The organism is Phyllobacterium sophorae, assembly GCF_003010965.1.
Taxonomy (GTDB): Bacteria; Pseudomonadota; Alphaproteobacteria; order Rhizobiales; family Rhizobiaceae; genus Phyllobacterium; species Phyllobacterium sophorae.
Genome location: NZ_PGGM01000003.1, coordinates 548,349 through 571,449 on the forward strand (window position 1 = coordinate 548,349; position 23,101 = coordinate 571,449).

Below are 23,101 nucleotides of genomic sequence, written 5' to 3' on the forward strand. Positions count from 1 at the left end.
TGGATGCGTCTCAGCATAGCGACGACATTGGCGGTGTTGACATTCGGTGTCAGCATGGCAGAGGCCCAGGGGGTGCTGACCATTGGCAGGCGCGAGGACAGCACCACATTCGACCCGATCAAATCCGCACAAAATGTTGACAATTGGGTATTTTCAAATGTGTTTGATGTCCTCGTGCGTGTCGACAAAACCGGCACGAAGCTGGAGCCGGGCCTTGCTCAGAGCTGGACGGTCTCTGAAGATGGGCTGACCTATACGTTCATCATGCGTGGCGCGAAGTTCTCCGATGGCTCGCCTATAACGGCAAATGACGCTGCCTATACCTTGTTGCGTATCCGTGACAATGAGGGCTCGCTCTGGAGCGACTCGTACAAGGTCATAGACACTGCCGAGGCAAAAGACGACAAGACCCTTGTCGTCAAGCTCAAAACGCCATCCGTGCCCTTCCTGTCGACCCTGGCATTGCCGAATGTATCGGTGATTTCGCAAAAAGCTATGGAAGAACTTGGCGAGGACACATTTGCCGAAAAACCGGTCGCGTCCGGCGCATTTGTCGTGAAGGAATGGCGTCGCGGTGACCGCGTCATTTTGGAGAAGAATCCGAATTTCTGGCAGGCGGACCGGGTGAAACTCGATGGCGTCGAATGGATTTCCGTGCCCGATGACAACACCCGTATGCTGAACGTCCAGGCCGGCCAGCTTGACACGGCAATTTTCGTGCCGTTTTCCCGCGTAGAGGAATTGAAGAAAGACCCGAACCTCCATGTCGAAATCAACACCTCGACACGTGAAGATCACCTTTTAATCAATCACGAACATGGTGCGCTGGCCAAGAAGGAAGTCCGCCAGGCGATCGATATGGCTATCGACAAGAAAGCGATTGTTGACACTGTCACGTTCAACCTTGGTGAGATTGCCTATTCCTATATTCCGAAAGGCTCGCTCTACCACTATGCCGGCAATCTTCAGCGTCCCTATGATCCGGAAAAAGCCAAACAAATGCTAGCGGATGCCGGAGCAAGCGCACTGTCGCTCAACTATGTCGTCAATGCAGGAAATGAGACCGATGAACAGATTGCCGTTCTTTTGCAACAGCAATTGCAGAAAGCCGGAGTGAGTGTCAATCTGCAGAAGGTCGATCCAAGCCAGAGCTGGGACATGCTGATCGCCGGCGATTATGACATCTCGGTCATGTACTGGACCAATGACATCCTCGATCCCGACCAAAAGACAACATTCGTCCTCGGGCATGATACCAATATGAATTACATGACCCGTTACAGGAACGACAAGGTCAAGGATCTGGTTGCCGCGGCCCGCCTGGAACAGGACCCGAAGCAACGCGAAGCTATGTATGTGGATTTGCAGAAGATGGCCAAGGACGACGTCAACTGGATCGATCTTTACTACAGCCCCTACATCAACGTCACACGCAAGAACATTGAAAACTTCTACCAGAATCCATTGGGAAGGTTTTTCCTTGAGGACACGGTGAAAAACTGAGGAAGCGGACGGCCATACGAGAAATCTCTGGCCGTCAACTCTTATTGCCAAGATCTCAAAACAGGCCGAATTCGCAAAACAAACCGCGTTTTGACAGATCGGAGAAGGTGGTGCCCCGGTTTAGCCGTGGACGATGAGCGTGCTGTGGGCTGATGTCAGGCCGCACCCCGCGAAGGGGTGCCCTGCCGATGCATCACCCGCCGCCTCCAGGAGCAGCGGATACGCATCCCGGCGCGAGCCGGCTATTATGACGATCGCGCGCAGGAGGCCGAGCCGTCCGGTCATGCGTCCTGATCTATAGCATATCCGTTAGAGTTGGTATGCGGGCAGGTTCCCTTGCAGTGGGGCAAACATATGCTTGCGACCCGCCTGAAGTTATGACAAGCGATTAGCCGACAAGCAGATCCGTCGCTGACATGACACCATAGATCAGCCCTGCTGTGGTTCCCAGAGCAACAATGGCAACGCCCACACCAATCAGGGCCGCCAGTCCGTCGCGTTCGAGCAATGCGCCCGCAATGATGACAAGCGCAAGGACAGGCAGGACGTTACCGAATGGAATAGGCAGCGCGATGATGATGGCTAGAACGAAGACCGGGATGCCAAGCATCATCTGAGCTTTGCGTCCGGCCAGCGTCCGCAGCCTATCGGGACGCAACACTCTCTCCACCCGTGCAATCATTGGAGCGGTGTAGCGCACGATAAGGATGACCGTAGCGGCGGACAGTCTGCGTTTGCCGACGAATTGCGGAAGTTGCAGATGCTCGGCGCCGACAGTGATCTGCAAAGAGATGATGGCAAGACAGCTGCCGAAGACCATGCCGAATGGGCCCGGCAGGGGTGCGAGCGCGGGCAGCGACAGTATAAGGATCGTGAACGCGATGCTTGAGTTTCCCATCACGGTCAACATCTCCTCGATGGTGATGCTGCCGGCCCGGGCAGCGTGCTCGGCCACGTTGTGAAGAAGGGTGGACGTTGTGCCCCGAGGTTTGGTATCCGTGTGTTCGCCTCTCATATTCCCGCCACTGGTATAGTCGCCGATCGTTATGTCGGTTGAACGCCATATGAGTTCAAAGTTTTTCGATCTGTTGTCAATGTGTCGCTTTGATGGGCTTCTCCTGCCTGTTCCACACAGGCCTGCTGTCAGTCTTGATGTCAATCGCGGCTGGAGTATGACTTTCTCCGGCCAAGGGTCGTACTTAAAGCTTAGTATCCTCAATTGATGTTCCAATTACCAAAGGCTTATGGTCATACCTGAGCAATGACGCTCACGGCACCTTTAACGTCACTATCCATTGCGAAGAGATCCGGTGGCGCCCCACGTCGGCTTTCAGCGCAAACGTCAGTAAGCCCGTGGGTCATGTAAAAAGTGCAGATTCTTTGCCTAAGAGATCAGCCTTCTCCTGTTCCAAGCGCTATCGCTGGCCCTTGGTTGTACTCATCAATGCCAAGATCAGTAAAATGGCGAATTCGATAAACGATCGACGCCGCAAAGCGCCTTTGCAACCTCAGTGAAGTCGCGTTTGGCGCGCGTTGCGACTTTCGCGGCGGAAGGCTGCCGTGCTGGGCCGCCGCGGTGCAAATGCCGTCCAAATATCGAGCGTCAGCATTAGGTGCGTAAATGGCTCTGGCAACCGCTAGTGGGCCTATCGCGGTCTGGTCGAAAGGCCCGGCTGGGCATAATCGGGAATTTTGAAGCGGCGGCGGTAGGCCCCGGGTGCCAAGCCGGTAACCCGCTTGAAGAGGCGGCGAAAAAAAGCGGATTCCTCGTAGCCGATCTGCCAGCTGATTTCATCGACCGAAGCCTCCGTGCGCTCGAGACGTCGCTTCGCATCCTCGATTCTCAGGCGCTGCACATAGGCAAGCGGACTGAGCCCGGTTGCACTTGTAAACCGGCGCTTGAAGGTGCGCTCGGAGAGTCCGGTACGTCGGATCATCTCTTCCAGAGGATTCGCCACCGGAAAATTCCCGGCGATCCATTCCTGAGCAGCCTGGACTGCCAGGTCGCCATGATCGTTGCGCCCTTCGAACACGATATAGGGGGCAAGCCCGTCCTGATGCCACTGCAGAGCGAAGAACCGGGCCACGGCCTGTGCTTCGGTCGCACCGGCATAGCGCCCTATCAGGTACAACACCAGATCGTGCCATGTCATGGAAGCACCGGAAGTGACGAGGTCTTCATGTTTGCCCGAGATGACCAGCACACGCTCCGGGTGGATTGGCACCGCAGGAAAGGCAGCCGCGAATGCACTCGCGTAGCCATAGTGCACCGTCGCGTCCATACCGTCGAAGAGGCCTGTCTCGGCAAGCAGGAAAATGCCCGAGCAGGCTGAGCAGAGAATGGCGCCGCGGCGATGCATCGCTCGCAGCCAATTCACCAGTTCCGGATGGCAGCCTTTTTTCCAGCCCCCGGGCTCGAGCAGGATCGAAGGGACGATGATGATATCGGTTGCATCGAGTGCGGCGACGCTACGCTGCACCATGACAGGCACGCGACTGGCGAGCTGAAGGGAACCGGGCCGGAGCCCCACGATCTCGACGCGAAAGGGCGGCGCGTGAAACCTGGTGTTGCCCGAGGCAGGTATCATCGCAAAGGCGTTCATCACGTCGAATATACCGCTGAGCGTCGACATGACCGCCTCGGGAATAGCGACGAGGCTGACATGAATTGGCTCCGATGTCATCGAGGCGGCGTGAGGCAGCATTCCCGATCCCCTGGATACAGGACGACACAATAACATCCGCACTGCGGTCGTGCCACCATTTGGGAAACCGGGGGTATTCAACCATGTTGCCATGCCAAGTGGCATGAACGACCCGATTGTGGCCAGTGTGGCTCTGCCACTTTGCCAATGCAACTGTAATCCTTTGCCAAGCCTCAGGCCCTTCTGGGGTGGTTAACAGGAGACATGGACATGGACAGCATCCAAGTCGGGGCAATCGACCCTGCAAAACTCGATGCGTTCCTCGCGCGTGCAGTCGGCGATCTGTCGGCCGGATACGGGGGTGTGATGGTAAGCATTGGCAACAGGCTCGGCCTCTATAAGGCGATGGCAGGGACCGGCCCGCTCAGCTCACGCGAAGTGGCAGAGCGCACGGGCTGCGCTGAACGCTATGTGCGCGAATGGCTGGGCTCACAGGTTGCCGGCGGCTACATTGTCTATCACGCCATCAGCGACACCTATGAGTTGACACCGGAGCAGGCCTTTGTCCTTGCCAACGAGGAGAGTCCCGTCTTCATCCCCAACGCCTGGGCGGTCCCCGCATCGATGTGGTTTGACGAGGACAAGGCGGTGGAGGCTTTCCGAACCGGCAAAGGTATCGCCTGGGGGGATCATGACGGTCGGCTCTACTGCGGCGTCGCAGGCTTTTATCGCAATGCCTATCGCGCCAGCCTGGTTTCGCAATGGCTGCCGGCCCTCGATGGAGTGGTTGACAAGCTCCGGGCCGGCGCTTTGGTGGCCGATGTTGGCTGCGGCCATGGTCATTCGACTGTGCTGATGGCCCAAGCCTTTCCAGCGTCGCATTTCCGCGGCTTCGACACACATGCGCAATCGTTGACCGAGGCTCGGCAGATCGCGGCTGAGGCAGGCGTTGCACGGGCAACCTTCACCACAGCTCGGGCGGACGAATATCCGGGAACCGGCTACGACCTAATCTGCTTTTTCGATTGCCTGCATGACATGGGCGACCCACTCGCCGCAGCGGTACACGCCGCCAGCGCGATTGCACCCGGCGGCACCGTGATGCTTGTGGAGCCGTTCGCCAACGACCGTATAGAAGAGAACGTCTCTCCGGTGGCCAGACTCTACTACGCTGCATCGACCACAATGTGCTGCGCCCACGCGATCTCTGAAGGTGGTCGCTTGGTGCTTGGAGCCCAGGCCGGTGAAGCCCGCCTTGCCGAAGTATTCCGCAAAGCGGGCTTCGCCCATTTTCGCCGTGCTGCCGAGACGCCTTTCAATCTTATCCTTGAAGCGCGTCTCTGATATTTCGGTCAAGGGGAAGGCGACTGGGGTCGTCGCGCATGATCGGCTGGCACAGGTTGTGCGAAAACCTGCCCCGGCGCCTTTCTCCTGCGCGCATCAACCCACCGCCAGCCACTTCGCATTTGCGAGCGATAAACGTGCCCGTGCAAAGCCGAAAGACGTCACAGCAGCGCCAATGCTTGTTGCAACCATAGAAAAAAGGCCGATACCATGAATACATCATTTCTCGCCAGAGCAATCGGGTTTGTGCGGCGGCATCACGCGCCAAGCGCGTCCGATCAACGCCTGCTCGAACAGCTTGATGATTATACCTTGCGCGACATCGGTTTGTGCCGCGGGCCTTCAATCCGCGTGCGAATTGATGGATACCGACTGACGCCAAGGCGAAGTGCCGCTTTTTATAGAGCGCCCCCCACAATTTAGATTATAGTCCAGGCGATCTTTTGACGAAGAAACAACAGTTGCAATGACGCCGCGTTGGCATGCTCCTCTCACGCAGCAACAGAACATGAATCGTCACGGATGCTATGGAGCCACGGCTGCAGGTTCCCGATAAACGTCTACTAGCAACTGTCTTGCGCGCCATGCCCGAGGTTGGATATGGACTGTTTCAGCTTTCAAATCGAATTGGGATTGAAAGGAGAATGCGTTGAGAATTCGTCGTTTCGATCGCGTGGGTAACGGTGGTCTTGGCTTTACAGAGCTAGGTTTTGGCGGCGCACCGCTCGGCAATCTCTTCAAAAACGATCTCCGATGAGGACGCCTTCGGCATCCTGAACGCTGCTTGGCAAAGCGGGGTGCGATACTACGACACGGCGCCCCTTTAGGGGCTCGGTCTTTCAGAACGTCGCGTCGGCAGATTTCTGACCACCAAACGTCGAGACGACTTTATCATATCAACAAAGGTTGGCAGACTGTTGCAAGTCTGTCCTCCAGGACAGAGAACTGGCATCGGCAAATTCTTTGATACGCCCAATCGCCGCGAGGTTTACGATTACAGCTATGACGGCGTCATGCGCTCTTTCGAGATATCGCTGGAGCGGACGGGGCTCGATAGGTTCGACATTCTTTTTGTCCATGATCTGGATGTCTTCAATCACGGAACGACCGATAAGTGCCAAGCTTATTTCGACCAGTTTATGTGTGGTGGCTACCACGCGATGCTGTCGCTCAGGGATCAGGGTGTGGTGAAGGCCATCGGCGGGGGCATAAATGAATGGCAAATGTGCCAAGCTCTGGCCGAGCGGGGCGACTTTGATCTCTTCCTGCTCGCAGGCCGATATACATTGCTCGAACAGGATGCCTTGGAAAGCTTCCTGCCCCTGTGCGAAGAACGCCAGATAGGCATCGTGTTGGGAGGTCCTTACAACTCCGGGATCCTCGCTCGCGGGCCAGCCACAGATGCCCAATACAACTACTCACAAGCGCCACTGAACGTCATTGAGCGGGTAAGGCGTATCGATTCCATCTGCAAGAAGCACGATGTTGCATTGATCGAGGCTGCACTGAATTTTCCACTCTATCATCCTGCTGTCGTCTCAGTGATCCCGGGAGGGCAGAGCATTTCAGAGGTCACGGCCAATAAGGCAATTCTTGGAAGAGAACCGCCGAGCGCACTATGGGCCGAGCTTAAGGCCGCTGGATTGATGAGACGCGATGCGCCAACCTTGGGAAATGTTGCTTTCAACGGCAAAGGTTGATGTCTTGAAGGCAATCGTCCGAAGACCGGTCCTTGCACGATTGTTCCCGGTGGGCGGTTGGCCCAATTGCCGTTCAGCGGTCAGTGGCAGCACCGAACATGGAGGCCAACAGAACTGAGTCATGGCTTGCATTGGGCTGTTTAATCGCCGTTGACTTCGCAGGTTATGAGAGGAAAATGTCTTTTTATGCCTCACCACACAACAAAGGGGGCGGTCCTTCCATGACAATTGCAAGGAAACTTCAGGACTATATCGACGCTCAGGGCATCGCCTACGACACCCTCGCGCATCATCGTACAGCAACAACCAGCCAGTCGGCGCACGCGGCGCGGGTTCCGGGCAGCAAGCTGGCCAAGTCCGTGGTCGTGCATCACGAAATGGGCTACGTCCTGGCCGTTGTTCCAAGCACGCACCGGATCGAGCTCTCCACCTTGCAGGAAGTGGTGGACAGGCGTCTTGGTCTCGCCTCGGAGGAAGAGGTCAGCGCGCTCTTTGCCGATTGCGACATTGGCGCAGTGCCGCCCATCGGATCGGCCTACGATGTGCCGGTGATCCTCGACGAAAGTCTCGGTGAGGCCAGCGACGTCTATTTCGAAGGCGGGGACCACAAGACACTGGTGCATGTCAGTGGACCGAACTTTCGCAGCCTGATGAAGGATGCGCGCCTCGCCCGCTTCAGCCACGTATCCTAGACGGCGTGATCGCTGGCCCCAGAATACCTCCGTCGCAATTCCGACTATGGTCGATGAAGACCGATCCTTTCGACTTTGGCGGAACCGGCCGCCCTCGTATCGCATATGATCTTCTTGCCATCATCGATCTCCACCCTCATCTCGCCGTTGCGAACGTGCTCCCAAGGTCTGTCGATCTGGATCTGCTTCAATGCTTTGTGCGGCTCGCCCGAATGTGTTGGACAATGCCGCGCGCAATTTCTTGCTCTCCCATGATGATAAGGTTCGCTCCAAACTTCCCAAGGTGTTCAACCTCAGCGTCAGTGTGCGCACGTGCAATGATCTCCAGATTCGGATTTGCAGCCCGCGCCTGTTGGACCAGATTTCCTCCTTCGAAAGGATTGGGGATGGCACTGATAAACCAGCGCGCGTGCGCAAGATTTGCGGCATTCAAGATATCAGGCTGCAAGCCATTTCCGGAAAATGCCTCTATGCCACGGGCATGCAACTGCTCGACAACTTCCTGGCGCTCTTCAATAACCAGCAAGGACACATGGTCAGCAAGCAAAGCTTCAGCGACACGGCTTCCAACACGGCCATGACCGACAAGGACCGCATGACCAGTGAGCTGTGTAATATTCGCTTCACCTTTCCTTGCAACAGATTCAGGCTGATCAGGCGTATTATCTTCTCGCTCATGTTCGGCAATCCACGGTATTGCACGATTGAGAACAGCAAAGAGTAACGGATTGACAAGAATTGATAGAATTGCACCAGCCAAAATGAGGTCGCGCCCCTCCTCTGGCAACAGCTTGAGAGCGACGCCAAGTCCGGAGAGAATAAAGGAAAACTCGCCAATTTGCGACATGCTCGCGCCCATCGTCAGCGCGGCCCGAAGCGGATAGCGGAGAGCAAGGGTTATGAAGAACGCGACCATGGCATTGCCGGCGACAATAACCAGGAATGTGGCAACGATCGGCACCGTCTCGCGCACGAGAATTGTCGGATCAAACAACATCCCGACAGAAACAAAAAACAGAACTGCAAATGCGTCGCGCAACGGCAGCGTTTCTTGCGCCGCCCGCTGGCTAAGCCTTGACTCTGCAAGGATCACGCCCGCGAAGAAGGCTCCCAGAGCAAGCGAAACACCAAATAATTCCGCAGCGCCATAGGCAACCCCGAGTGCCACGGCCAACACTGCTAGCCGAAAGAGTTCGCGCGAACCGGTGTGGGCGGAGTAATGAAGAACCCATGGGATTACCCGCTTTCCAACCACCATCATCAGCAGCACAAACGCGCCGATCTTGACGACGGTGAGGCTGAGCGCACCCCACACGGTTTGCGTCTCGAACCAACCGAACAGCCCAGTGGTCCGTGTCGTGCCTTGTCCCAGCCCTCCCAGAGTCTCGGCGAACAGCGGCAGCAATACAAGTGCGAGGATGACCGCTACGTCTTCGACGATCAGCCAGCCAACCGCGATGCGTCCCCGCTCCGTTTCTAACAATCTGCGCTCTTCGAGGGTCCTCAAGACGACGACGGTACTTGCAACCGATAGCGAAAGACCAAAAACGATGGCTGCTCCAATGGTCCAGCCCATCGCATGAGCCAACCCGCCGCCGAGCAGCGACACGAGCCCGATTTGGCCAAAGGCCGCGGGCACTGCGATTGCCCGCACCGAGAGGAGTTCCTGAACCGATAGATGAAGCCCAACGCCGAACATTAGGAGCAGAACGCCGACTTCAGCGAGTTGTTGCGCGAGCGCCTGGTCTGCAACGAAACCGGGGGTGAAAGGCCCAATCACCACGCCCGCGATAAGGTAGCCCACGATCGTCGGCAGGCGCAGCCTATTGGCAATCGTACCAAAAACGAATGCAAGCCCTAAGGTTGCGACCAAAGTAGCAATCAGCGGTGTTTGGTGGATCATTCTGCCCTTATGCGTCTCTTGACGGTCGATGCGTTGTCTAGAGACAGCGCACCCTCAAGCCTCCGTGCCGATGCAATGCATGATAACGGTGCCACCCAAGATTGAAAGCGGATAACGTCGGAAGGAAAGGTTTGTCAGAGAGAAATGCTCTTCTTTTGATCCTGATTTCCATGCAGGCGCGTCACCCGTCATTGGCCATACAAATGTCGCACAACCGACTTGGACGTCAGGACAGAGACATGCGCGATGTCGATGCTTGACTGTGCTGCTCGCGCAACGCGGCGGCCGACTGACGAACGACTTCAGAAATCTGCAACAGCTGTTTGGCAATCGGACTCGTCTTGCGCCATATCATGCCAATGGTCCGCGAGGGCTGGGGGCTCGTGAAACGGGAGACAGATACTGACGCCGAGCGTGTCTCCACCGCCACTGCCATTTCCGGGATCAGAGTAACACCGATGCCGGCGCTCACCATTTGCACCAGTGTCGACAAAGAGCTCCCATCCAGCAATTCCCGTGGCCGTGCCGAATGCAAATTGCAAAACGACAGTGCCTGATCGCGGAAACAATGCCCCTCCTCCAGCAGAAGCAGCCGCATTTCGCGTAACATTTCGCGATTGGGCACCGGCTTTCCCTCATCCTCTCCTGGCCGGACCAACACAAAATTCTCTGTAAACAGCACAACCTCCGTCAGCGAAGGTTCGGACACCGGCAGAGCGACAATAGCCGCGTCGAGCCGACCTTCGGCCAGTTCTTGGATCAGCCTCTGCGTCAGCGTTTCGCGCACGTGAATATCAATGCCGTCATGCATGCTGGCTAGGTTGCCGATTATGGTCGGCAGCAGGTAGGGCGCGATCGTCGGGATCACGCCCAGTCGCAGCCGTCCCACCAGCTGGTCCCGTGAGGCGCGTGCCAGGTCGCCCAGTTCATCGACCGAGCGCAGGATGTCGCGGACGCGCAGGGCAAACTCTTGTCCGAAGTTGGTCAACCGAACCTGCCGGGCGCCTCTTTCGAAGAGCTCCGTGCCCAGCGTTTCTTCCAGTTCCTTTATTTGCACCGAAATAGCCGGCTGAGAGATCGAACAGGCATTCGCCGCACGTCCGAAGTGGTTAAGTCGTGCCAATGCCTCGAAGTAACGAAGCTGCTTCAGCGTCAGGTTTGTCATAACAATATATTATCCCAGCAATCAGTAAATCGAACTTAAATTAATCAATCCGCTCTGCTAAGGATTTGCAAGGGAGATCATGGGCAGCCAATGTCGCAAGCGCCTTGGGTTTTTTGCACTGATTTGTCCACACTGTCCGGATGATTGGCGCTCTCAGGCATTTTTGCTTCAGGCTTTTTGTCCAAGGCAGATCAAAATAGTGGGACATTCCACAAATTTGGCTGAAACGGACTGTTTTAAGGGCATTCCCGCAGCAGTTCCAGCAACGTAGACACGATCGGAGAGAACAATGGACGCAAAGACTGATGACAATAGCGCGGGCAAATGCCCGGTGGTGCACACAACCGCTGCGAGAGCCAACCGCGACTGGTGGCCGAACCAGCTGAACGTCCAGGTTCTCCACCAGCAATCCGCACTCTCCGATCCGATGGGCGAGGCTTTCGACTACGCCAAGGAGTTCAAGAGCCTTGACCTGAACGCCGTGATCAAAGACCTGCACGCCCTCATGACGGACTCGCAGGAGTGGTGGCCGGCTGACTTTGGCCATTACGGGCCGCTGTTCATCCGCATGGCGTGGCACAGCGCCGGCACGTATCGCATCGGCGATGGTCGCGGCGGTGCGGGAGCCGGCCAGCAGCGCTTCGCACCGCTGAACAGCTGGCCGGACAACGTCAACCTCGACAAGGCCCGGCGGCTGCTATGGCCAATCAAGCAGAAGTACGGCCGCAAGATCTCCTGGGCCGACCTCATGATCCTCACCGGTAACGTTGCGCTGGAATCGATGGGCTTCAAGACGTTCGGTTTTGCCGGCGGGCGCGCCGATGTCTGGGAGCCCGAACAGGACATTTACTGGGGCCCGGAAGGCAAGTGGCTGGCCGACGAGCGCTACAGCGGCGATCGCGATCTCCAGAACCCACTTGCCGCCGTGCAGATGGGTTTGATCTACGTGAACCCGGAAGGTCCGAACGGCAATCCTGATCCGCTTGCCGCCGCGCGGGACATTCGCGACACCTTCGCGCGCATGGCGATGAACGATGAGGAGACCGTCGCGCTCATCGCCGGCGGACACACCTTTGGCAAGACTCACGGGGCTGGCGATGCCACGCTGGTGGGCCCGGAACCTGAAGCCTCCGATATCGAGCAGCAGGGCCTCGGCTGGGTGAACAAATTCGGCACCGGCAAGGGTGGTGATACCATCGGCAGCGGCTTGGAGGTGACCTGGACCACGACGCCGACGAAGTGGAGCAACAACTTCTTCGAAAATCTGTTCGGCTACGACTGGGAGCTGACCAAGAGCCCGGCCGGTGCGCACCAGTGGACACCCAAGGGCGGCGCGGGTGCTGGCACGGTGCCGGATGCGCATAATGCGGCTATGCGCCACGCACCTGCCATGCTGACCACCGACCTTGCCTTGCGCTTCGATCCTTCCTACGAAACAATTTCAAGGCGCTTCCATGAAAATCCCGATCAGTTTGCCGACGCCTTTGCCCGGGCTTGGTACAAGCTGACGCACCGCGATATGGGCCCGATCGCGCGCTATCTCGGCCCGCTCGTTCCGACGGAGGAACTGCCCTGGCAGGACATCATTCCCTCCGTGGATCACGTCCTGATCGACGAGCAGGACATTGGCGCCCTGAAGGCCAAGATCCTCTCCTGCGGCCTTACAGTGTCGCAGCTGGTTGCGACGGCCTGGGCGTCAGCATCGACGTTCCGTGGCTCCGACAAGCGCGGCGGCGCCAACGGCGCGCGCATTCGCCTCGCTCCGCAGAAGGATTGGGACGTCAACCAGCCGGCTCAGCTGGCAAATGTGCTTGAGAGGCTTGAAGCGATCCAGAGCGAGTTTAATGCTTCGCAAACGGGCGACAAAAAAGTTTCGCTTGCCGACCTGATCGTTCTTGGCGGCGGCGCGGCGATCGAGAGAGCCGCGAAAGACGCCGGGTACGAGGTGGACGTTGCTTTCACCCCGGGGCGCATGGACGCGTCGCAAGACCAGACGGACATCCACTCCTTTGCTCCGCTGGAACCGGTCGTTGACGGTTTCCGCAACTATGTCCGCGGCAAGCAGCGCTTGAGCGTCGAGGAAGCGTTGGTGGACCGGGCACAATTGCTGACACTAACGGCCCCCGAGCTGACTGTCCTGATCGGCGGCCTGCGCGTTCTTGGCGCCAATGCGGGGCAGTCGAAGCATGGCGTCTTCACCAATCGGCCAGAAACGCTGTCCAACGACTTCTTCGTTAACCTGCTCGACATGGGTACGGAATGGAAGGCAACATCAGAGGCCAAGGACGTGTTCGAAGGACGTGACCGCAAGACGGGCGAAGTCAAATGGACCGGCACCCGCGCCGATCTCATTTTCGGTTCCCACGCACAGCTGCGCGCCATCGCGGAAGTCTATGCCACCGCGGACGCGAAGGCGAAGTTCGCCAGGGACTTCGTGGCGGCGTGGACCAAGGTTATGAACGCCGATCGCTTCGATCTTGCCTGATCTCGACATGAAGCGGGGGCTGTTGCGCGCGGTGGCGGCAGTCGATCGTGTCCGTTGCGGATATCATCCGCCTGCGACCCTGAGGACGTTGGTAGATTGAGACACTTGAAATCAGGGTGGCGTTTCAAAGCGAATTGAAACGCCACCCTGACCAAGCACCAGATCGCCTCGCTGGTGCAACATTCGGGTTTTGGTCGGCTCATCATCGGCTTGCTCTTTATCTGAGCTCGGTTTGCACAGAGTTGGAGTCCGTCGTTGAAACGCCATTAATTGCAATTTTGGATTGGGGCAAAAATTCGTCATGTGCTCATTCGTATTGGAGAGGTGCTTTGCCTCCGCTAAAAATTTTAGAAAGTCTGCTCTGGCATGCGCTGCGGACTTGCGACGGGACGACAAACGCGGGCGCAAGGCTGCCCGGAGGGCCAACGACAACGCATTGTCATCGTGAAATACCGCGCCTGCCTCGTCCGGCATGATCGAAAGAATACCGTTTGCGAGAAGGAGAAGACCGACCTTTGGTGAAAAATTCGTTGTTATCATTGACAACACTCTAATGTGTTGTTATGGAAAACAACATGAGGGCCAGGCTCATCGAAAAGTCGCCGACAGTGATTGATGACACCAGCTTTTTTTAAAATCGTTTTGTGGCACCTGCCCACCCGCTTCCGGGAAGCGCGCATCCCTTCAAGTACCGACTGGCTTTCATGGTGAACGGTAAATGCATCCTGCGCTATGATAACGAGCGCGCGAAAGGCGATCATCGGCACATTGAAGACGTCTCTTGAAGCTCTGTTCGATGGCTTCCTGTCTGACATGGAAAGGATACGCCAATGACAACATTGATCGTGCGCTTGAGTACCATAGCTGACGCTAAAGCTCGCTTTGTTGCGGCGGGAGAACGCGCTCTTGCGGGAGAAGTTGTCGATGCGGTACCTTCGGTTAATTTCGCCAGCTATGACGACATGCACCGCGTGCTCGCCCCTTCACGCCTTGCGATCGTCAAGGCCCTCGCCGGACGGGGCGCTTTGTCGATCCGCGAAGTTGCGCGGCGCGTCGATCGAGATGTACAGGCCGTTCATCGGGATATTACCACGCTTATCAATGCTGGTGTTATCGACCGTACCGAGAGCGGGGTCGAGTTCCCCTATGACCGCATACATTTCGAGTTCGACGTAAGCGCTGCCGCCTGAAAACGGAGACCGTGCCCCCTGCAACACCGGTGTGGATCGTTGGTGTCCAACGAAGACAGGGTTTCTTAGGAAACATGAGCACATCGCCCTTGCTTGCTGCTGCCCATCTTCCAGTACGTGCCAGTCAAGATGGCGTAGTAGGCCTGTTGTGAAACTTGTCAAACTGCAAAATATCAACGTTCCCGTATTCTAGATGAACCGGCTGAGGAAAGCCCGCGTGCGCGAATGCTGCGGGTTGCCAAGCACGTCATCCGGCCGTCCCTGTTCAACGATGATTCCGTCATCCATGAACACGACCCGGTCGGCTGCTTCCCGCGCAAAGCCGATCTCGTGCGTAACGACGATCATCGTCAGGCCCTGGTCGGCGAGATCGCGCATCGTCGTCAGCACTTCACCCACCAATTCTGGGTCAAGCGCCGACGTCGGCTCGTCGAACAGCATGAGCTTCGGCTTGATGGCAAGTGCACGGGCGATGGCAATGCGCTGCTGCTGCCCGCCGGACAATTGCCGGGGATAGGCGTCGGCCTTGTGCGTCAGCCCGACGCGAGCCAGCAGTTCCATCGCCAGTTCGGTCGCTTGCCTGCGGCTTTGCTTGTGCACGCCGATCGGTGCCTCGATGATGTTCTGCAGCGCCGTCATATGCGGGTAGAGATTAAATTGCTGGAACACCATGCCGATCTGCCGCCGCTGTACGGCAATTGCCCGGGCAGGCAATTTGTTGAGCCTGCCATTGTGCAGGGAATAGCCAATCTGCTCTCCAGCAACCACGATCGAGCCGCGGTCGATGGCTTCGAGGTGGTTGATGCAGCGAAGGAATGTCGATTTGCCTGAACCTGACGGTCCAAGAACGACGACAACCTCACCGGGCGCAACATCAAGGTCGATGCCTTTGAGCACTTCGACTTCACCAAAGGCCTTGTGCACATTGCGTGCCTGAACCAGCGGCTGGACGGCTTCAACAGTATTCATGGACAAAGCGGCGGTCATTTACTGCACTCCGGCACCATGGCTGAAATCTCTGCCACGACAACTTGCTCCTGCTTCCTCACTGCCGTCGCGGAGCCGCGCTCACCACGCCCGTAATAGCGCTCGATGAAGCCCTGGCCGACATTAAGGATGGAGGTGATGAACAGATACCAGATGACGGCAACCATGAGCATTGGGATGACTTCGAAGGTTCGGTTGTAAACAGCTTGCACGGAATAGAGCAGATCGGCCATGGCGATAACGCTAACGAGGGATGTTGCCTTGATCATGCTGATCAGCTGGTTGCCGGTTGGCGGGACAATGGAGCGCATGGCCTGCGGAATGATGATCCGCCAGAGAGCCCGGGCGCGGGTCATGCCGAAGGCTTCCGTGGTTTCGATCTGGCCCCTGTCGACGGAAAGCAGCCCGCCGCGGATAATTTCAGCCATGTAGGCCGCTTCATTGAGCGCAAGACCGGCAATTGCGGCGGTCATCGGTGTGATCAGATCATTGGTATTCCAGCTGGCCAGCGTCGGCCCGAACGGAATTGCAAGCGATATCTCCGGAAAAAGCGTGGAGAGATTGTACCAGAATATGAGCTGGACCAGCAGCGGCGTGCCACGGAAGAACCATATGTAAAGACCCGCCAGTGAACTGGCGAGCCGATCGTTAGACATGCGGGCAATGGCCAGAAGCAGCCCGATCACTACACCAATGGCCATGGCGACCACAGTCAGGCCAAGAGTAACGTAGAGGCCGCGCAAGATTGTTTCTTCCGTGAACCATTGCGCTACGGTTGGCCAGCCGAAGTTCTCGTTATGGGCGACGATCCAGAGGAAGTTGGCGGCAATGAGCAGCGTGATCCCCCAGAGAAGCCAACGGTCCGTTCGAAAGGGCTTGTGCGCATTCGCGACATCGCGAAGCGCCGCCTCTGCATCGCCCCGCGGGGGCGATGCCATTGTCCGGTTGTTCTGGGTCATTTCGCACCCTGGCCCGCAAGATTGATTCCGGGCGCCTTGATCATGTTCTTCTCAAGGCCCCATTTCTTCATGATGATGGCATAGGTCCCGTTGTCCATGAGAATTTTGAGGCCATCGCGAAGGACCTCGGCCAGCGGCGAGCCTTTCGGCACGACAGCGCCTTGATAGAGGTTATCAAAACCGTTCTTCTCCCCAGTTGCAGCAAGCTCAAGCTGGCCGTTCGTCTGCTGAACGAAATAGGTCAAGGGAGCCTGCGAAGAGAAGAAGGCGTCAGAACGCTTTGACCGGACCGCCAGGATAGAACTTGGCTGGTCGGTGAACGACTGTACCTCGATCGCGGCCTTTCCATCCTTGGTGCATTTTTCTGCCTGTGCCTTGATGACCTTTTCGGCCGAACCCGCCGCCATCACGGCAATACGATTGCCGCAAGCTGCATCAAGCGATGTAATGCCCTTGGGGTTGCCCTTCTGCACAGCGAACACAACATATTCCTGCACATAATCGACAAAATCATTAGCCTCCTCGCGCGTGGCGAAGTCGCCCACCGGGCCAAAGGCGAACTGATAGCGGCCGGAATTGATGCCGCTGAGCAGGGCCGACAGGCCGCTGACAGTGGCGTGCTTGATCTTAACCCCCAGAAGCTCACCAAGTGCATTGGTCAGGTCGGCACTGGCGCCGGTCATCTCGGTCGTGCCGGCGACGATCTCATAGGGCGGGAACGAGCCGTTGTTCACCGAGGTCATACTCCCGGCCTTGCGGATCTCCTCCGGCAGCTTTGCCTTAAGCGCCGCGTTTACGGTCTGTTTGGGTACCACTGTCTCCTCAGCCATGGCTGATCCCGCCAGGATGGAGGTTATGAGCAACACGGCTGATGCCATTTTCATAAGTTTCATTTTCATTCCCCTTTTCTTCATTCAGTAGAGTTCAGTTGGTCAGGCGAGTTCGGGTCGTGCGAAGCGGCGGTTTGCCAGGACCGGCAAGACCGATCGCGCGTGGCTGATGCGTTTTGGTTCGATGTCGGCGAAGATCAGTGCCCGTGCTTCCCCGGCGCGAACAACTGCAACACCCAGCGGATCGACAACCATGCTGGCGCCGATATTGCGCTCACCGCATTCACCGACGGCGACGATATAGCAGGTGTTCTCCAAGGCTCTCGCCGTGACAAGCACGTCCCAATGCGCCTCCTTGCCTGGTCCCTTCACCCAGGCCGCGGGCAGGATCAGCACATCAGCACCGTCAACAGCATGGCGGCGGGCAAGTTCCGGAAAGCGTAAATCGTAGCAGGTCATCAGGCCGAGTTTCAGGCCCGCAACCTCGATCAATTCCGGAATGACTGACCCGGGTTGAACATTCGTGGATTCCTTGGCGGCAAAAGCATCGTAGAGATGAAGCTTGCGATATTGCGAAACGATCTCGCCGCGCCGAATGGTCACGAGATTGTTGAAAACGCGCTGGCCACCCGTCGGCACATGAATACACATCACGATGGTCAGACCGCTCTTGCTGCTCGCGGCGAGAAGCTGCGTCATGAACGGCCCGTCAAGCGGTTGAGCTGTCTTCAGCACGATGTCCGGATCTGCAATATCGCGGGCAAGGACGCCTTCCGGCAGAACCAGCAGATCGGCACCGCCTTCCCCGGCCCGCCTGATCAGGTCCACACAGATATCGGCATTTTCCTGCCAGACCTTGCTGACGGCAAATTGTCCGAGCGCCACTTTCATGCTGAAACGCCCACGCGGCCCGTCTTGGAGGAATGCCTCATTTCATTGGGGAAGAGGTCGGTTGGCGTTAGCAGCATCGGTGTCAGTCCTTGCACATGCAGTTGTTCGGCAAAATCGGCGATCATTCGTTCGTTGGCGGCAAAGCCACTCTCATTCCAGCTTTGTGGAAGATCGCGCGCCACATGACCGAGTTCCTCGATGATCCATGGTGTCGTGTCGGCATATTTGCGGCGCTTGTTCAGCCAGATCCGCTGCGACTCGTCGAAGAGGTCACTCAACTCCCGAGCCAGCCAGGGATACTCGGCCGCAAAGGAGGCCTTGACACCGAGCAGATGCATCCCCGGCACGTAGCCAATCTCGCGGAAATAGGCGAGCTCTTCGGCGCGGAAATCTGGCAATACATGACGGACGTTCGAACTGGGGCCAAAGAAGCTGTCGGGCATGAAAGGCGTGAAAACCGCATCCAGCTCGCCGGTCTCGAGCAGTTCCATCATGGGCCGCTCGCCCGGCGCAGCTTCGATGCGGCCAGGACGACCGAAGCCGTCAAGCCGGTCGACAATCGGGTGCACCCCGGTCAAACGGCCGGCGTACCAATACGCATCCTCGATACCGACACCCGCATGAGCAAGCGCAGCACGCGTCCAGGTATTGCCGGAGTCGCGCCAGCCGGTGACGCCGATCTTCTTGCCTGACAATTGTTCGAGACGGATGATCGGGCTATCTTTGGCGGTTATGACGCAGCGATGGCGAAAACCACGCATGATGAAATTGGGAATGCCGAGTATATCTGTCTCGCCCTTCGCCCGGCCGCCGGCATAGCGGCTAAAGGAGATTTCCGCTGCGTCGTATTGCGGATCGGCGCCGAGATCCGCAACGAGCGTGCCAATCCGATCGATCTTCAGATCCAGCCTTTGTGAACGAACGTCGCCAAGCACAAGCGGTGTCAGATAATCCCAATCGCGGACAGCCAATCGAACAGTGATACGCAAGACATTTCCTCGCAGGTTTGTATTTTCCAACGGGACGCTAAATGTTCATTCTTGACTGATCAATTACTATTACGTTACTGAACATTAAAAAGGGGACTAAAATGAGCGAAATTGCCTCGGTTGAATGGTTTGCTGAAAAATTGAGTGACCGAACGATGCGCGGCATCGCCATCGAGACCAGCGCCCTTATCCGCGCAGGCGCCATCCCCGTCGGCACCAAACTACCGGCAATACGCGATCTGGCATTTATACTCGGCATCAGTCCGGCGACGGTATCGGAAGCGTGGAGCGAGCTGCGCCGGCAAAAGATCATTACCGGTCGCGGGCGCAACGGCACATGGGTGAGCGGCGACCGGATTGCACCACGTCCCGCCCGCCTTGCCAGCGCGGGCGACTATGGCGATGAAGTTCTCGACCTTTCCATGGCCGTTCCCGATGTTGAATTGCTGCCGCCGCTTGGCGAAGCTCTCCGGCACGGCGCTTCGGCAGAAAATCTCAACAGCTACCGGCGCGTTCGGATTCTTGCGGACCTGCAGGCGGCGGTGGCACCGCGATGGCCCTACAGACCGGAAGCCTTTCTTGCCACCAACGGCGGCTACAACGCCGTCTACGCGCTTTTGCATGCGCTGGTGATGTCGGGATCCTTCATTGCAATCGAAGACCCGACCGCCATGCGCCTCCTCGATATTCTGGAGGATCTCGGTGCCCATATTCTTCCCGTGCAATGCGACGCCGACGGTCCGCTGCCGGATTCGCTCGCAGCGGCATTGGAGAAGAAACCCGCCGCTTTCCTGTTTCAGCCCCGCACCCATTGCGTCACGGGATGTGGGGTGAGCAGTGCTCGCTTGGGTGAACTTGCCACTGTTCTGAAGGACAGTGACGCCCTTATTATCGAGGATGACGGCGTTGGCGATGTTTCAGCGCTGCCGCCGGCAACACTCGGCAATCACTTTCCCGACCGGGTCATCCACATTGTATCTTATTCCAAGAGCCTTGGCCCGGATTTGCGGCTCGCGGTGCTATCCAGTTCAACGCGCATCGTTGAACAGATCCAGTCCTATCGCAGTTTCAGTGCCGGTTGGACCAGCCGAGCTCTGCAGTCCGCTGTTGCCTGGCTGCTCCACGATGAGGAAACGGGCAAGAGCATGGTGCAAGCCCGAACCATCTACAAGCAGCGGCGAGACGGGCTGATGCGGGCACTCGGCGAGCGCAATGTTCATCTTTCTGGAGGCGATGGGCTTGTGCTTTGGATCCCCGTCGCGTCCGAACAATTTGCATTAGTGACCCTTGCGGCGCGCGGCATTGCAGTCCTGGCGGGTGAGAAATGTTCGGTCCGGCCGATCAACTATATTCGCGTCGCAACCAGTATCCTGAGAGAGCGGCAAGAGGAAGTCGCCGACGCGATCGCGCTTGCCGTCCGCAGTCCCGATCAACGATTTTGAGAGGGCTCAAGTACCTTCATTTACAATAGGTCGCTTCACATCCGCCCGGCCGAACGAACCTTCGGTCCCGCCCTCCAAGCGCTCGGCAGCCCAGTCGGACCAAAGGCAATTGGCATCCTGCAACCACTGTTCAACATGATATCAGGCGTGCGGCGGAAGCGGCGCGCCATCGCTTTTTGCTGCAAGCCAGTCCCGAACGCGGTAGTAGCGCAGTGTCAGCTGTGGTCCGAAACTCATGTAGAATGGTGCTGCCTTCAACGGTTCCAGTTTCAGCCCCAGCTCCTCCTTCGGCATTCCCATCGCCCACTCTGACAAAATGGCGCCCAGCATACTTCCTGTTGGAACACCGCGCCCGGAAAGACCCGTAAGGCCAACAACGCCCGGCGCGAGATTATAGAGCCTGGGAATCGTTCGATATTGCATATCCAACTCGCCAAACCAGAAATATTCCCAGTGGATTTCGTCAAAAATCTGCGGATGAAGCCATTTGAGGCGATCGGTCATCACTTGCTTGGTATAGGCAATGTCCCTGCCGCGCCGGCCCATCGGAAACATCGAGGCAACGATACGGCCTTCGCCATTATATTTATAGACGTAGATATCGCCTCGGCCGTCATGGATTGTGGTATTTTGCGGAAGGACGCACTGTCGCAGATCCTCGGCAAGTGGTTGGGTCGCTGCCACAAATACACGCTGTATCTTGAACGTCGTGTCGAGTCCCGGCCAGCCTCCAACCGTATAGGCGCCGGTGCAAAAGATGACCTTTTCGGCCAGAACTGAACCTTCGGGCGTGTTGACTGCCCATCCTTCACCGACACGTTCAAGCCCCGTTACGCGTGAATATGTATGCACGCTGCCGCCTTCCGACATCACAGCGCGCGCCAGTCCGCGCGCATAGCCGAGTGCATTTAGATGCCCGCCCTCTGCGTGAAACCAGCCGCCATGAAAGCGCGGACTTCCGGTCATTGCCTCAATCTCGTTCTTGTCGAGAACACGCGTCCTTGCGCCCACGCCATTGTACTCCCGCGCCTTGTCCCTGATCGCTGCCATGGCGCTAGGGGTATGTGCACCCATCACATACCCGTTTTGCTGCCACTCGCAGTCGATCTTGTAGTGCGCTATCATTTCCGAGACGCGGTCATTGGCGCGCGTCTGCCGTTTGATAAGTCTTGCCGCCCACGGTTCGCCCAGCATCTTACGCAGCTGCGGCAAACTGTAATGCGTGAACGTTGGCGTGCAGTGTCCGGCATTGCGCCCGGATCCGCCAAAACCGATTTCCTGTGCCTCGAGCAGCACGACGTTCACACCCGATCGCGCGAGCTCCAGTGCGGTGGTCAGCCCGGTGTAGCCGCCGCCAACAATACAAACATCAGCCTTGATCCCGCCTTCCAGCCTTGACGTCTCCGGTGCCGGCGCGGCCGTCGCATACCAGAGCGTTTCCTCGAAGGGGGAGAATTTCGCCATGGTTCTTGGATCCCTCAAATCAGGTCGCTACGGGCATCAAGCGCATCGCGCAGGCCGTCGCCGATGAAATTGAAACTGGTGACGGCAAGCGTAATGGCCACGCCAGGGACGATCGCCAGCCATGGAGCCGATTGGAGATACTGTTGCGCGCCATTCAACATATTGCCCCAACTTGGCAGCGGCGGTTGAATGCCGTAACCGAGAAAACTGACGTACGCCTCAAGAAGGATCGCCCGCGCCACGGTCAGCGTCGCTGCCACGATGATGGGACCCATCGCATTTGGCAGAAGCTCGCGAAACATAATCCAGCGATTGCTGAGACCAAGCATGCGCGCCGCCATGATGAAATCGCGTTCCCGCAAGGAGCGGACCTCCGCCTCGACAATACGGGCCACCTCCATCCAGCTCGTGATGGCAATGATGACCGTGATCATGATGGGACTGGGCTTTATAAATGCGGCGAGCGCCAGCAGCAGGAAAATGCTGGGAAACGACAGGACCGCATCGACGAAACGCATCAACACGGTCCCGATCCGTCCGCCATAGTACCCGGCCACGACACCAATCGTGGCACCGATGAGTGTGCTCAACACCATCGCTGCGAACCCGACCAGCATTGAAATGCGGCCGGCCATCAGAAGGCGAGCAGCAATGTCGCGGCCGAGCGGATCGGTACCAAGGAAATGATAGCCGGTGAGCGGTGGCGAAAAACGCGCGCGCAAGTCAATGTAGAGGTCGTTGTAGGGAAGAAGATAAGGCCCGATGACACAGGCAAGCGTAAGGACGCTCACCATGACAACGCCAAGTGCCGCGAGGCGGTGGCGCATGAACCGCCTGAAGGTACGGCTGTTCCACCAGCCGGATCTTACGGGCGGATTTGCGGGTGGCGAAGAAACGGACATGACAATTTCC

19 protein-coding genes and 1 pseudogene are annotated in these 23,101 nt (G+C 57.5%); 8 read left to right on the plus strand and 12 right to left on the minus strand.

Going from position 1 to position 23,101, the window contains the following annotated elements:
* Nucleotides 1-3: 3 nt before the first annotated feature.
* The gene (locus tag CU103_RS10450; RefSeq protein WP_425350589.1) at nt 4-1,503 is read left to right on the plus strand and encodes an ABC transporter substrate-binding protein; all 1,500 of its coding nucleotides are present in this window, start codon (nt 4-6) and stop codon (nt 1,501-1,503) included.
* A gap of 388 nt (nt 1,504-1,891) precedes the next feature.
* Here the strand turns inward: CU103_RS10450 and CU103_RS10455 are convergent, their stop codons facing one another.
* Nucleotides 1,892-2,518: an exopolysaccharide biosynthesis protein gene (locus CU103_RS10455; RefSeq protein ID WP_106663823.1), complete on the minus strand. Its 627-nt coding sequence runs from the start codon at nt 2,516-2,518 to the stop codon at nt 1,892-1,894.
* A 631-nt stretch (nt 2,519-3,149) separates the two neighbouring features.
* A complete protein-coding gene (locus CU103_RS10460; protein ID WP_106663824.1) occupies nt 3,150-4,208 on the minus strand; it encodes a GlxA family transcriptional regulator in 1,059 nt (352 codons plus the stop codon).
* A gap of 210 nt (nt 4,209-4,418) precedes the next feature.
* Here CU103_RS10460 and CU103_RS10465 point away from each other — a divergent pair, with 210 nt between their 5' ends.
* The 3 genes and pseudogenes from CU103_RS10465 to CU103_RS10475 all read left to right on the plus strand — a co-directional run bounded on the left by CU103_RS10465 (nt 4,419) and on the right by CU103_RS10475 (nt 7,884).
* Nucleotides 4,419-5,492, plus strand: coding sequence for a class I SAM-dependent methyltransferase (locus tag CU103_RS10465; protein WP_106663825.1), 1,074 nt, complete (start codon nt 4,419-4,421; stop codon nt 5,490-5,492).
* A 649-nt stretch (nt 5,493-6,141) separates the two neighbouring features.
* Nucleotides 6,142-7,192 (plus strand): annotated as a pseudogene (locus tag CU103_RS10470) (aldo/keto reductase).
* A 221-nt stretch (nt 7,193-7,413) separates the two neighbouring features.
* Complete coding sequence (locus tag CU103_RS10475; RefSeq protein ID WP_106663948.1) at nt 7,414-7,884, plus strand: aminoacyl-tRNA deacylase; 471 nt, start codon at nt 7,414-7,416, stop codon at nt 7,882-7,884.
* 187 nt (nt 7,885-8,071) lie between these two features.
* Here CU103_RS10475 and CU103_RS10480 read toward each other — a convergent pair whose 3' ends face one another.
* A complete protein-coding gene (locus CU103_RS10480; protein WP_170117020.1) occupies nt 8,072-9,787 on the minus strand; it encodes a cation:proton antiporter domain-containing protein in 1,716 nt (571 codons plus the stop codon).
* A gap of 226 nt (nt 9,788-10,013) precedes the next feature.
* Nucleotides 10,014-10,952, minus strand: a complete 939-nt coding sequence (locus CU103_RS10485; RefSeq protein ID WP_106663826.1) for a hydrogen peroxide-inducible genes activator — start codon at nt 10,950-10,952, stop codon at nt 10,014-10,016.
* A gap of 289 nt (nt 10,953-11,241) precedes the next feature.
* On the opposite strand from CU103_RS10485, the gene katG reads away from it, so the two are divergent.
* Nucleotides 11,242-13,437, plus strand: coding sequence for a catalase/peroxidase HPI (gene katG / locus CU103_RS10490; RefSeq protein WP_106663827.1), 2,196 nt, complete (start codon nt 11,242-11,244; stop codon nt 13,435-13,437).
* Nucleotides 13,438-13,548: 111 nt separating this feature from the next.
* Here the strand turns inward: katG and CU103_RS10495 are convergent, their stop codons facing one another.
* Nucleotides 13,549-13,977 (minus strand): hypothetical protein, encoded by a 429-nt coding sequence (locus tag CU103_RS10495; protein ID WP_106663828.1) that lies wholly within the window; start codon nt 13,975-13,977, stop codon nt 13,549-13,551.
* A gap of 164 nt (nt 13,978-14,141) precedes the next feature.
* Between CU103_RS10495 and CU103_RS32005 the strand changes: the two genes are divergently transcribed.
* Nucleotides 14,142-14,222: a DUF6516 family protein gene (locus CU103_RS32005; protein WP_245448724.1), complete on the plus strand. Its 81-nt coding sequence runs from the start codon at nt 14,142-14,144 to the stop codon at nt 14,220-14,222.
* A 45-nt stretch (nt 14,223-14,267) separates the two neighbouring features.
* Nucleotides 14,268-14,627 (plus strand): HVO_A0114 family putative DNA-binding protein, encoded by a 360-nt coding sequence (locus tag CU103_RS10505; RefSeq protein WP_106663829.1) that lies wholly within the window; start codon nt 14,268-14,270, stop codon nt 14,625-14,627.
* Between the two features lie 189 nt (nt 14,628-14,816).
* Here the strand turns inward: CU103_RS10505 and CU103_RS10510 are convergent, their stop codons facing one another.
* From CU103_RS10510 to CU103_RS10530, 5 genes are read right to left on the minus strand one after another with little or no spacing between them, the layout of a single operon-like run.
* The gene (locus CU103_RS10510; RefSeq protein WP_425350582.1) at nt 14,817-15,614 is read right to left on the minus strand and encodes an amino acid ABC transporter ATP-binding protein; all 798 of its coding nucleotides are present in this window, start codon (nt 15,612-15,614) and stop codon (nt 14,817-14,819) included.
* A complete protein-coding gene (locus CU103_RS10515; protein WP_106663830.1) occupies nt 15,611-16,573 on the minus strand; it encodes an amino acid ABC transporter permease in 963 nt (320 codons plus the stop codon). The genes CU103_RS10510 and CU103_RS10515 overlap by 4 nt, the downstream gene beginning before the upstream one ends.
* On the minus strand, nt 16,570-17,457 hold the full coding sequence (locus tag CU103_RS10520) for an ABC transporter substrate-binding protein (RefSeq protein ID WP_425350590.1): 888 nt from the start codon (nt 17,455-17,457) through the stop codon (nt 16,570-16,572). The genes CU103_RS10515 and CU103_RS10520 overlap by 4 nt, the downstream gene beginning before the upstream one ends.
* A 48-nt stretch (nt 17,458-17,505) precedes the next feature.
* Nucleotides 17,506-18,294, minus strand: a complete 789-nt coding sequence (locus CU103_RS10525; RefSeq protein ID WP_106663832.1) for a deaminated glutathione amidase — start codon at nt 18,292-18,294, stop codon at nt 17,506-17,508.
* Complete coding sequence (locus CU103_RS10530) at nt 18,291-19,283, minus strand: substrate-binding domain-containing protein (protein WP_106663833.1); 993 nt, start codon at nt 19,281-19,283, stop codon at nt 18,291-18,293. The genes CU103_RS10525 and CU103_RS10530 overlap by 4 nt, the downstream gene beginning before the upstream one ends.
* 101 nt (nt 19,284-19,384) lie before the next feature.
* On the opposite strand from CU103_RS10530, the gene CU103_RS10535 reads away from it, so the two are divergent.
* Nucleotides 19,385-20,725, plus strand: coding sequence for an aminotransferase-like domain-containing protein (locus CU103_RS10535; protein WP_106663834.1), 1,341 nt, complete (start codon nt 19,385-19,387; stop codon nt 20,723-20,725).
* Between the two features lie 141 nt (nt 20,726-20,866).
* On the opposite strand, the gene CU103_RS10540 is transcribed toward CU103_RS10535, so the two are convergent.
* On the minus strand, nt 20,867-22,189 hold the full coding sequence (locus CU103_RS10540) for an NAD(P)/FAD-dependent oxidoreductase (RefSeq protein ID WP_106663835.1): 1,323 nt from the start codon (nt 22,187-22,189) through the stop codon (nt 20,867-20,869).
* Between the two features lie 14 nt (nt 22,190-22,203).
* Nucleotides 22,204-23,091 carry an ABC transporter permease gene (locus tag CU103_RS10545; RefSeq protein ID WP_106663836.1) on the minus strand — a complete coding sequence of 296 codons (888 nt, stop codon included), beginning with the start codon at nt 23,089-23,091 and terminating at the stop codon, nt 22,204-22,206.
* Between the last annotated feature and the right edge of the window lie 10 nt (nt 23,092-23,101).